The 9,294-nt window shown below is 58.4% G+C and carries 12 protein-coding genes; 4 read left to right on the top strand and 8 right to left on the bottom strand.

All coding sequences use genetic code 11. The features are described from left to right. Positions 1-57 precede the first annotated feature (57 nt). Complete coding sequence (rsmI, locus tag ACB034_RS11935) at positions 58-891, bottom strand: 16S rRNA (cytidine(1402)-2'-O)-methyltransferase (RefSeq protein WP_371172906.1); 834 nt, start codon at positions 889-891, stop codon at positions 58-60. 199 nt (positions 892-1,090) lie between these two features. On the opposite strand from rsmI, the gene ACB034_RS11930 reads away from it, so the two are divergent. The 4 genes from ACB034_RS11930 to dolP are packed head-to-tail and all read left to right on the top strand — an operon-like array spanning position 1,091 to position 4,374. Then, entirely contained in the window at positions 1,091-2,878 is a 1,788-nt protein-coding gene (locus ACB034_RS11930) for a penicillin-binding protein activator (RefSeq protein WP_342010672.1), read from the top strand. After that, entirely contained in the window at positions 2,820-3,191 is a 372-nt protein-coding gene (locus ACB034_RS11925) for a YraN family protein (protein WP_026456150.1), read from the top strand. The genes ACB034_RS11930 and ACB034_RS11925 overlap by 59 nt, the downstream gene beginning before the upstream one ends. A 9-nt stretch (positions 3,192-3,200) precedes the next feature. Beyond that, positions 3,201-3,791, top strand: coding sequence for an SIS domain-containing protein (locus ACB034_RS11920; protein WP_371172905.1), 591 nt, complete (start codon positions 3,201-3,203; stop codon positions 3,789-3,791). A 4-nt stretch (positions 3,792-3,795) separates the two neighbouring features. Beyond that, the gene (dolP, locus tag ACB034_RS11915) at positions 3,796-4,374 is read left to right on the top strand and encodes a division/outer membrane stress-associated lipid-binding lipoprotein (protein ID WP_026456152.1); all 579 of its coding nucleotides are present in this window, start codon (positions 3,796-3,798) and stop codon (positions 4,372-4,374) included. A 43-nt stretch (positions 4,375-4,417) separates the two neighbouring features. Here dolP and ACB034_RS11910 read toward each other — a convergent pair whose 3' ends face one another. The 7 genes from ACB034_RS11910 to rplM form a co-directional block, all read right to left on the bottom strand. After that, complete coding sequence (locus ACB034_RS11910) at positions 4,418-4,843, bottom strand: ClpXP protease specificity-enhancing factor (protein ID WP_042025050.1); 426 nt, start codon at positions 4,841-4,843, stop codon at positions 4,418-4,420. Beyond that, positions 4,840-5,469 carry a stringent starvation protein SspA gene (gene sspA, locus ACB034_RS11905; protein WP_026456153.1) on the bottom strand — a complete coding sequence of 210 codons (630 nt, stop codon included), beginning with the start codon at positions 5,467-5,469 and terminating at the stop codon, positions 4,840-4,842. Before sspA ends, ACB034_RS11910 begins: the two co-directional genes overlap by 4 nt. 87 nt (positions 5,470-5,556) lie before the next feature. Beyond that, positions 5,557-6,291 carry a cytochrome c1 gene (locus ACB034_RS11900; RefSeq protein ID WP_371172904.1) on the bottom strand — a complete coding sequence of 245 codons (735 nt, stop codon included), beginning with the start codon at positions 6,289-6,291 and terminating at the stop codon, positions 5,557-5,559. After that, positions 6,288-7,505, bottom strand: coding sequence for a cytochrome bc complex cytochrome b subunit (locus tag ACB034_RS11895; protein ID WP_026456155.1), 1,218 nt, complete (start codon positions 7,503-7,505; stop codon positions 6,288-6,290). Before ACB034_RS11895 ends, ACB034_RS11900 begins: the two co-directional genes overlap by 4 nt. 2 nt (positions 7,506-7,507) lie before the next feature. Continuing rightward, positions 7,508-8,098: a ubiquinol-cytochrome c reductase iron-sulfur subunit gene (petA, locus tag ACB034_RS11890; RefSeq protein WP_042025048.1), complete on the bottom strand. Its 591-nt coding sequence runs from the start codon at positions 8,096-8,098 to the stop codon at positions 7,508-7,510. Positions 8,099-8,392: 294 nt separating this feature from the next. Continuing rightward, the gene (rpsI, locus tag ACB034_RS11885) at positions 8,393-8,785 is read right to left on the bottom strand and encodes a 30S ribosomal protein S9 (RefSeq protein ID WP_005336286.1); all 393 of its coding nucleotides are present in this window, start codon (positions 8,783-8,785) and stop codon (positions 8,393-8,395) included. Between the two features lie 15 nt (positions 8,786-8,800). Next, positions 8,801-9,229 (bottom strand): 50S ribosomal protein L13, encoded by a 429-nt coding sequence (gene rplM / locus ACB034_RS11880; protein ID WP_026456103.1) that lies wholly within the window; start codon positions 9,227-9,229, stop codon positions 8,801-8,803. Between the last annotated feature and the right edge of the window lie 65 nt (positions 9,230-9,294).

Raw genomic sequence — 9,294 nt, 5'->3', positions numbered from 1 at the left:
CGCGGATTATAGCCTCGTGACGGAGTTGGGTAAACCGCCAATTCCCCTTAACCGGAATTAATAGTGCTCGAGACCGTACTTGTAGAGGGCATTCTTCTTCACCCCGTGGATCTCGGCGGTGAGGGCCGCCGCCTTCTTGAGCGGCAGCTCGGCCACCAGCAGCCCCAAGGTACGGATCGCCTCGGCCGGCAGTTCCTCTTCTGCTTTATTGGCACCTGCCACCACCAGCACGATTTCGCCGCGGCAGCGGTTCTCGTCCTCGCCGAGCCAGGTCAGCATCTCGGAAGCAGGCAGGCCGTGGATCGACTCGAAGGTCTTGGTCAGCTCGCGGCACACCACCACCTGGCGTTCACCGAGGATGCGAGCGATCGCCTCCACCGTGTCCTGCACCCGGCGCGGGGATTCATAGAGCACTAACGAGCGGGTATCTTCGATGACCGCCTGCAGCCGATCGTCACGCCCCTTGCTCTTGGCGGGCAGGAAACCCTCGAACGCGAAGCGGTCGGTGGGCAGACCGGCAGCGCTCAGGGCCGTGATGGCAGCGCAGGGGCCGGGCAGCGGCACCACCTTGACGCCCGCTTCTCGACAACGGGTGACGAGATGGTAACCGGGGTCGCTGATGAGAGGGGTACCGGCATCGGAGACCAGGGCGACGCTCTTGCCCTCCTTGATCCGGCCGATAAGCACATCGGCCTTCTGCTGCTCGTTGTGATCGTGCAGGGCGAAGGTCGGCACCGAGATTTGGTAGTGGCTGAGCAGGATGCCGGTATGACGGGTATCTTCTGCGGCCACCAGGTCGACACTGCGCAGGGTATCGAGGGCCCGCTGGGTGATATCCGCCAGATTGCCGATCGGGGTGGGGACTATATACAGGGTTGGGATGTCACTCATGGGATCTCCGAGTGCCCCGACAATTGTGTCGTCATATTGGCCCGTTTACACTATGGGGAATTTCAACACTGGTCGGGGAATGAACTTGAACCGGGTTACAAAGCAGCTAAGTGTATCACGACTCTTCGGCATCATACTCGCGGCAGTCCTGCTTGCCGCCTGTGCGTCGGAGCCCAATCAATCTTCCGGACAGCCGGGCATGCCGTCCGCCTTCTCGGAAATCACCAAGAACGCCCAGTGGTATCTGGAGCAGGTGGACCCGGCCAAGCCGGCTGAAGCCTTTACCTGGCAGATGCTGGCGGCGCGCAGCTATCTGGCGCTCGGCCAGAGCAAGCCGGCTGCAGCCCTGTTCCAGCAGTTGCAGAAACAGGCGCAGAGTCCGGAGCAGAAGGCCCAGCTGCAACTGCTGCAGGCTCATCTGCTGCTGGCCCAGGGGCACGCCAATCAGGCGCTGATCCTGCTGGAAGGCAAACCGGATGTCGCGCTGGATGCCGATACCCAGAAGAACTGGTATCGCCAGCGGGTCGTGCTGCAACTGGACATCAACAACAAGTTTGGTGCCGCCAAGTCCTTGATCGCCATGGAGCCCTATCTGGCCCAGAGCGAGCTGGCCACCAACCACCAGCAGATCTGGTCGTTGCTGAAAAGCATGACCCCCTCCACCCTGCAGGCGCTGGAAGAGGCCCCGGCCCCCGACGTGACCACAGGCTGGCTGCGACTGGCGGCCCTGGTCAACGAATTTGGCGCCCAGCCGAACCTGCTGGCCCGCCAGCTGGATGGGTGGAAGCGTGACTTCCCGAATCATCCCGCCCAGAGCGACATGCCCGCCGGCCTTGGCGATCTGGCCTCCACCAGTGGCACCACCGTGCAGCAAATTGCGGTGCTGCTCCCCCTCTCCGGCAATCTGGAGCCGCAAGGGGCTGCCATTCGCAACGGCATGCTGATGTCCTACAAGGAGAACCAGGGTCAGTTCACCCTGAACTTCTACGACACCCAGCTCAAATCGACCGCAGAGCTCTACAAACAGGCGATCCAGGAAGGGGCGGACATGATCATAGGTCCGCTGCTCAAAGACAGGGTCGGGGAACTGCTCAAGGCCAACCCGACCGTGCCCGTGCTGGCGCTCAACGAGCTGGATCAGCCAATCGTCAATGACAGCACCTACTACTTCTCCCTCTCGGCCGCTGCCGATGCCGCCCAGGCCGCCCAGTACCTCTATGGCCAGGGCTACCGCAAGCCGTTGCTGATCGCCGCCCAGGGGCGGATCGGCTACAGCAGCATCAAGGCGTTCGAGCAGACCTGGGCCACCCTGAGCCAGGACAAGCCCGTGGTCGCCACCTTTGGCGCCCGCAACGAGGTGCAGGGCATGGTGAAAAACGCCCTGAGCGGCCGTTCCACCGCCCGCGCCGGCGAAGTGGTGCAGCTCTCCGATGCGGCCCCGCGCAGCATCGATGCCGTCTATGTTGTGGCCAACAGCCTGGAAACCCGGATGATCAAGCCCTACGTGGACATCTCGGTCAATCCGATGGGCAGCCTGCCCATCTATACCGGTTCCCGTGGCTATGACAGCGCCGCCACCGAGGTCGCCTCCGAGCTCAACGGCCTGCATATCGGCGAGATGCCGCTGCTGCTGGGCGGTTTCGAGAAGGAACGCGAGCAGATCGCCCTGCTCTGGCCACAGACCCAGGGAGACCTGCTGCGCCTGTTTGCCATGGGCTATGATGCCATCAGCCTGGCTGAAAACCTGCCGCAAATGCGCAAGCTCGGCACCATGCAGCAAGCAGGCATGAGCGGCCAGCTGAGCGTGGATGCCAAGGGCAACATCATCAGAACGCTGAACTGGGGCACTTACCGGAATGGCAAGCTGGTCGATGACAACGCAGCCCCGCAACTGGAGGCCCCTTCCAATGAAGAGAGCATTGGCGTGGATGAACCAGCAGTGGCAGAACCTGTTCCCGTCAGCGACGAGCAAGGGACAGTACTTTGAACAGCAGGCCGAGCGCTGGCTGACCGCGCGCGGCCTGCAACTTGCCGCACGCAACTACCGCTGCCGGGGCGGCGAGATCGATCTCATCATGCACCAGGGCCAGACCCTGGTGTTTGTTGAGGTAAGATACCGCGCCACCACCAGCCATGGCGGGGCCGCCAGCTCGGTCACCCGCACCAAGCAACAGAAGATCAAGCTGGCCGCGCGCCACTATTTGAAGCAACATGCCATCAACGAGGCCAACCAGGCCTGCCGATTCGATGTGATTGCGTTTGAGGGCGACCAGCCCGACTGGTTCCAGAACGCATTTTAAGAGGACCCTATGACTGACCGCATCAAAGAGAACTACACCGAAAGCATCCAGACCAAGATTGCCGCCGCCGAGGCGCTGCCGGATGCCATCCATACGGCAGCCCAGATGATCACCATCTGTCTGCTCAATGGCCACAAGGTGCTGGCATGCGGTAATGGTCCCTCTGCCGCCCTGGCCCAGCTGTTCATCTCTGAGCTGGTCAACTGCTACGAAACCCAGCGCCCTTCCCTGCCCGGTATGTCGCTCACCCCCGACATGGCCACCATCAGCGCCATCGCGACCGACCACGGCTTCGAAGAGGTGTATGCCAAGCAGATCCGCGCCCTGGGCCAACCGGGCGACATCCTGGTCGCCATCACCACCTCGGGCCACAGCCGCAGCCTGATCAAGGCTGCCGAAGCCGCCCTGTCACGGGACATGACCATAGTGGTGCTGAGCGGGGGCGATGGCGGCGAGATGGCCGGCCTGCTGGGGCCGAATGACGTGGAGATCCGGGTGCCATCAGCCCGCCGTCCTCGCATTCTGGAGGTGAACCTGTTGACCCTGCACTGCCTGTGTGATCTCATCGACCAGACTCTTTTCCCGCAACAGGAAGATTGAAACCATGAACAAGAAGTTACTCATGCTGGGTCTGCTGACCGGCTCCCTGCTGCTGCAAGGTTGCGCTGCCGTTGTCGTCGGTGGTGCCGCGGGTACCGCCAAGGTGTCCGGCGACCGGCGCACCCTGGGTGCCCAGTGGGATGATCAGACCATAGAGCTGAAAGCGGCCAACCTGCTGGCTGACAACAAACCTCTGAGCGCAGCCAGCAAGATCAGCGTCTATAGCAACAATGCCCGGGTGCTGCTGGTTGGTCAGACTCCTTCCGAAGCCTACAAGCTGGAAGCCGGCAAGATCGTCGGTCGCATCGACGGCGTTCGCCATGTTTACAACGAACTGCGTCTGGGTGAGCCCGCCAGCTTCACTACCCGCAGCAACGACTCCTGGATCACCTCCAAGGTGAAAGCCGACATGTTTGCCGCCAAAAACTTCGACAGCGCCAAGGTCAAGGTTGTGACAGAGAATGGCGAAGTGTTCCTCATCGGTCTGGTAACCCGTGAGGAGGGAGAGCAAGCGGTCAATATCGCCCGTCACGTCAGTGGCGTGAAGCGCGTCATCAAGGCGTTCGAATACGCCCAGAATTGATGCCCGCGCCCATAAAAAAACGCAGCCAATTGGCTGCGTTTTTTTATTTGATGACTTTCAGCGTCGGCTTGCCGCTCGGGCGTGGCGGCTCAGGGTCCGGCTCTACCGGCTCCTCGGCCTGTTCCAGCCAGAGATCATAGCCAGGCTCCGGCGGGAACAGAGTCCCCACACCGTTTTCCCGGGCATGAATGGCCAGTACGGCCGCCATCGGGATGTAGACCTGCTGAGCTACGCCACCGAAGCGGGCACTGAAGCTGATGGCATCATTATCCATGTGGAACTGCATCACGGCACGAGGCGCGATATTCAACACAATCTGGCCATCCTGGGCAAACTGCATCGGCACCATCACATGGGGAATATTGACGTTGACCACCAGATGGGGGGTCAAATCATTGTCCAGCAACCAGTCATAGAACGCCCGCAACAGGTACGGGCGGCTCGGCGTCATTGTCGGTTCCATGCTCATACGCCGGCACGGATCTCGCGCTCGGCTTCGGTTAGGGAGGCCTGGAAGGACTCACGCTCAAACAGGCGGACCATGTAAGCTTTCAGCTCCTTGGCGCCACGACCGGTCAGATCGATACCCAGGCTCGGCAGACGCCACAGCAGCGGGGCCATGTAGCAATCCACCAGACCGAACTCTTCGCTCATGAAATAGGGCATTTCACCGAAGATCGGCGCGATGGCCAGCAGGTTGTCCCGCAGCTCGTTGCGCGCAGCGTCGGCATCGGTACCGGCCATGATCTTGTCGGCCAGTGAGTACCAGTCCAGCTCGATGCGGTGCATCATCAGACGGCTGTTGCCGCGGGCAACCGGGTAGACGGGCATCAAAGGCGGATGCGGGAAACGCTCGTCCAGATACTCCATGATGATGCGCGAGGTATAGAGCGCCAGCTCACGGTCTACCAGAGTCGGTACTGAGTTGTACGGGTTCAGCTCGGCCAGCTCATCCGGCAGATTGTTTGGGTCAACCTGGCAAATATCCACGCTAACACCCTTCTCCGCCAGGACAATACGCACCTGATGGCTGAACATATCGTTGGCACCGGAAAACAGCGTCATAACCGAACGCTTATTGGCAGCTACAGCCATTGAACCCTCCCCTCATTTAAAAGCAGAAACGGCAATGAAGCATCTTGGACTTCATTGCCGTGCATTATATTACCCGTATCTGGTCGCTTAGTGAACGTCGCGCCAGAATTCCTTCTTCAACAGCACAGTGAAGATGAAGAAGACCACGATGAATCCAAGCACCCAGAAGCCCATGCGTTCACGCTCCTGTTGTACCGGTTCAGCCGAGTAGACCAAGAAGTTTACCAGATCCAGCACCGTCTGATCATACTCTTCGTTATCCATTTCACCATTGCCGTCAGATTTGATGCTGACAACCTGCTGGGTTTCGACGCCATCGACAGTATGTGTCGTAAACTCGGCGCGCGGTGTGCCCTGCAGCGGCTCCAGCACATGGGGCATGCCCACGGACGGGAAAACTGCGTTGTTCACCCCGAACGGACGAGTCGGATCGACGTAGAAGGAGCGCAGATAGGTGTAAATCCAGTCTGCCCCGCGAACACGGGCCACCAGCGTCAGATCGGGGGGCGGGGCACCAAACCACTTGGCAGCATCCTTCTCGGACATGGAGCTCTTCATCAGATCACCGACCTTGGCATCGGTAAAGATGAGGTTGGCTTTCATCAGATCCTCGGGGATCCCGAGATCCGCCGCAACCCGGTTGTAACGCTGGTACTGAGTGGAGTGGCACCCGGCACAGTAGTTCATGAAGGTGGCGGCACCACGCTGCAACGAGGCCTTGTCATCCAGTTCGTAATGGGCCTTGTCCAGCGGGAAATTGCCCCCTGCCGCGACCGCCAGGCAGGGTAACAGGGCCAGCACTGCAAATATTATTTTTTTCATTTGAATGTCACCCTTTCCGGCAGCGGCTTGGTTTGTTCGTTTTTGCTGTAGAAGAACAACAGGACGAAGAACCCGAAGTAACCCAGGGTACAGATCTGGGCAACCAGTGTCAGAGTCGGAGTCGACGGCAGCACACCCAGTACACCCAGGATAATGAAGCAGACCACGAACTGGGCAATGTTCAGCTTGTGCAGCTTGCTGCGGTAACGCACCGAGCGCACCTTGCAGCGATCCAGCCAGGGCAACAGGAACAGCACCACGATGGAAAGACCCATCATGATGACCCCGAACAGCTTGTCAGGGACCGCACGCAGAATGGCGTAGAAGGGGGTGAAATACCACACCGGAGCGATATGCGCCGGGGTCTTCAGACCATTCGCCACTTCAAAGTTCGGCTTCTCGAGGAAGTAACCCCACATATCCGGCTTGAAGAAGATGATGGCGCAGAAGAAGAACAGGAATCCCGCGACACCGATCATGTCCTTGACGGTGAAGTAGGGGTGGAACGCCACCGCATCCAGCGGCCAACCGTTGGCATCCTTGTGCTTCTTGATGTCGATGCCATCCGGGTTGTTGGAACCCACTTCGTGCAGCGCCAGGATGTGCATCGCCACCAGCATCACCAGTACCAGCGGCAAGGCGATGACGTGCAGCGCAAAGAAGCGGTTCAGGGTGGCACCTGAGATGACGTAGTCACCACGGATCCACAGGGTCAGGTCGTCGCCGATGACCGGAATGGCACCAAACAGCGAGATGATGACCTGAGCACCCCAGAAGGACATCTGGCCCCACGGCAGCAGATAGCCCATGAAGGCTTCGGCCATCAGTACCAGGAAGATCAGCATGCCGAAGATCCACAGCAGCTCGCGCGGCTTCTGGTAGGAGCCGTAGATCATGCCACGGAACATGTGCAGATAGACCACCACGAAGAAGGCGGAAGCCCCGGTGGAGTGCATGTAACGCAGCAACCAGCCATATTCCACATCCCGCATGATGTACTCGACGGAGGCAAAAGCACCTTCCGCAGAGGGGTTGTAGTTCATGGTCAGCCAGATGCCCGTGATGATCTGGTTGACCAGCACCAACATGGCGAGGGAGCCGAAGAAGTACCAGAAGTTCAGGTTCTTCGGTGCCGGGTACTTGGCCATGTGATCGTTGTACATGGCAGTGAGCGGGAATCGATAGTCGATCCAGCCCATCAGTTTACTCAACATGATCAGGCCTCCTTGCCATCGGCACCGACCAGGATGGTGGTGTCATTAATGAATTGATAGGGCGGCACGACCAGGTTGAGCGGTGCGGGTACCCCCTGGAACACACGACCGGCCATATCGAACTTGGAGCCGTGGCACGGGCAGAAGAACCCGGAGGTGACGCCCTGCACCTGTTCGCCAAAGCTGTCAGGCAAGTAGGTCGGTGAGCAGCCGAGGTGAGTACAGATCCCGACGGCCACGAAGATCTCGGGTTTGATGGATCTGTAACCGTTGTGGGCATAATCGGGCTGCTGAGGTTCATCAGAAGCAGGATCGCGCAACTTGTCATCATGAGCGGCCAGGGCATCCAGCGTCTGCTTGGTGCGGTTGACCACCCAGACCGGTTTGCCACGCCACTCGACACGGATGAGCTGGCCCGGTTCCAACTTGCTGATATCGACTTCGACCGGAGCACCGGCGGCTTTGGCCTTGGCACTCGGGTTCCATGATTTTATAAACGGCACTGCGGTAAAAGCAGCTCCTACCCCACCAACGGCAACCGTTGACCAGGTAAGAAATCTGCGGCGACCGGTATCAACTGGCGCATTGCTCATCCAAAAACTCTCCCATGTGGACTCCGCGCATTCTTATAGTGTCCCTGTTCCCCATTTCTCCGTGACAACAGCGGCGGAAGCTGGAGTTACAATTGCCACAGAAAACAGGGGAAATTTTAAAGAAAAGATAACAACTTGACAAGAAAGAGCGGTGAGCAATGAAAACAATAAAGAAACAATTTTTTGTCTTTTGTGACCTGTGGTTAGCATTGATATCGGTAATATTACCAATAAAAAAAGCCTGGCAATCGCCAGGCTTTTTTGACACTCGAAAGAGTGAGTACCAGAAGCAAATTAACGCTTGGAGTACTGCGGACGCTTACGAGCTTTGTGCAGACCAACTTTCTTACGCTCAACCTTACGGGCATCACGAGTAACAAAGCCAGCTTTACGCAGTTCGGAACGCAGGGTTTCGTCGTACTGCATCAGAGCACGAGTGATACCGTGGCGGATCGCACCAGCTTGACCGGAGATGCCACCACCGTTAACGGTGATGTACAGATCCAGTTTCTCGGTCATCTCAACCAGTTCCAGCGGCTGACGAACTACCATGCGGGCGGTCGGACGGCCGAAGTACTGCTCCAGGGAGCGCTGGTTGATTACGATCTTACCGCTGCCCGCTTTGATGAATACGCGAGCAGTGGAGCTTTTGCGACGGCCGGTACCGTAGTATTGATTTTCTGCCATGTTGCCAGTTCCCGATTAGATATCCAGTACTTGAGGTTGCTGAGCAGCATGAGCGTGCTCGGCGCCTGCGTAAACTTTCAGTTTACGGAACATGGCACGGCCCAGAGGACCTTTCGGCAGCATGCCTTTAACAGCAGCTTCGATTACCATTTCCGGTTTACGCTGAATCAGCTTGTCGAAGCTGATGGACTTGATACCACCCGGGAAACCGGAGTGAGCGTGGTACATTTTATCGGTAGTTTTGTTACCGGTTACACGTACCTTCTCGGCGTTTACAACGATGATGTAGTCACCGGTGTCAACGTGCGGAGTGTACTCAGCTTTGTGCTTACCACGCAGACGAGCAGCGATCTCGGTTGCGATACGACCCAGAGTTTTACCTTCTGCGTCCACAATGTACCAGTCACGTTTTACGGTTTCTGGCTTGGCAACGAAAGTTTTCATTAAGTTAAACCCAATTACCTGTTACAGACCCAATTGCTTATGGGGGCTCTCCCACAAACAACAAA

Source organism: Aeromonas sp. S18(2024), from assembly GCF_041402525.1.
GTDB classification, from domain to species: domain Bacteria; phylum Pseudomonadota; class Gammaproteobacteria; order Enterobacterales; family Aeromonadaceae; genus Aeromonas; species Aeromonas enteropelogenes.
This window is presented reverse-complemented; position numbering and strand designations above follow the sequence as displayed.

What these genes read in the sequence shown, in the direction of transcription:
- rsmI (WP_371172906.1), bottom strand. Translation starts at nt 891, where the DNA reads ATGAGTGACATCCCAACCCTGTATATAGTCCCCACCCCGATCGGCAAT.
- ACB034_RS11930 (WP_342010672.1), top strand. Translation starts at nt 1,091, where the DNA reads ATGCCGTCCGCCTTCTCGGAAATCACCAAGAACGCCCAGTGGTATCTG.
- ACB034_RS11925 (WP_026456150.1), top strand. Translation starts at nt 2,820, where the DNA reads ATGAACCAGCAGTGGCAGAACCTGTTCCCGTCAGCGACGAGCAAGGGA.
- ACB034_RS11920 (WP_371172905.1), top strand. Translation starts at nt 3,201, where the DNA reads ATGACTGACCGCATCAAAGAGAACTACACCGAAAGCATCCAGACCAAG.
- dolP (WP_026456152.1), top strand. Translation starts at nt 3,796, where the DNA reads ATGAACAAGAAGTTACTCATGCTGGGTCTGCTGACCGGCTCCCTGCTG.
- ACB034_RS11910 (WP_042025050.1), bottom strand. Translation starts at nt 4,843, where the DNA reads ATGAGCATGGAACCGACAATGACGCCGAGCCGCCCGTACCTGTTGCGG.
- sspA (WP_026456153.1), bottom strand. Translation starts at nt 5,469, where the DNA reads ATGGCTGTAGCTGCCAATAAGCGTTCGGTTATGACGCTGTTTTCCGGT.
- ACB034_RS11900 (WP_371172904.1), bottom strand. Translation starts at nt 6,291, where the DNA reads ATGAAAAAAATAATATTTGCAGTGCTGGCCCTGTTACCCTGCCTGGCG.
- ACB034_RS11895 (WP_026456155.1), bottom strand. Translation starts at nt 7,505, where the DNA reads ATGTTGAGTAAACTGATGGGCTGGATCGACTATCGATTCCCGCTCACT.
- petA (WP_042025048.1), bottom strand. Translation starts at nt 8,098, where the DNA reads ATGAGCAATGCGCCAGTTGATACCGGTCGCCGCAGATTTCTTACCTGG.
- rpsI (WP_005336286.1), bottom strand. Translation starts at nt 8,785, where the DNA reads ATGGCAGAAAATCAATACTACGGTACCGGCCGTCGCAAAAGCTCCACT.
- rplM (WP_026456103.1), bottom strand. Translation starts at nt 9,229, where the DNA reads ATGAAAACTTTCGTTGCCAAGCCAGAAACCGTAAAACGTGACTGGTAC.